Consider the following 517-nt stretch of genomic DNA (forward strand, 5'->3'; position numbering starts at 1 on the left):
TTTGGGTGGTTTTCCTTGTCAAGATTTCAGTTTTGCCGGCAAAAGAAAGGGGTTAAAAAGTGAAAGGGGGCGACTTTATGAGAGCATGATTAGATGTGTAAAAGATTTAAAGCCTAAGATTTTTCTTGCTGAAAATGTAAAAGGTCTTTTAAATATTGACAATGGAAACACTTTTAGAAAGATTTTGGATAGCTTTAAAGACTTAGGCTATATGGTTAATTTTGCATGTTTGAAAGTAAGCGATTTTGGAGTATCGCAATTAAGAGAACGAGTCATTATGGTAGGCGTTAATGAAAGTTACTTTAAAAAGCCTTTTAATTTTAAAACATTAAAGAAAAGTCATGCCCCTTTTGTGTATGAAATATTGAAAGATTTGGAAAACTTAACAGAAGGGGCTATGCCTAATCATTTTTATTCTAAGGCTAAACGCAATAAAGGACAAGGCAATAATGCTATTAACAAAGATACCTACGCTCCTACTATGCGAGCCGAACATCATGGCAATATTGAATACCAC

Annotated in this window: 1 protein-coding gene; it reads left to right on the forward strand. The window is 33.7% G+C overall.

The window, feature by feature from the left end:
- On the forward strand, nucleotides 1–517 hold a 517-nt coding region (locus IE313_RS34810; RefSeq protein ID WP_189939393.1), incomplete at both ends, for a DNA cytosine methyltransferase.

The sequence above is a fragment of the Streptomyces sulfonofaciens genome (assembly GCF_014656295.1).
Classification (GTDB): Bacteria; Actinomycetota; Actinomycetes; order Streptomycetales; family Streptomycetaceae; genus Streptomyces; species Streptomyces sulfonofaciens.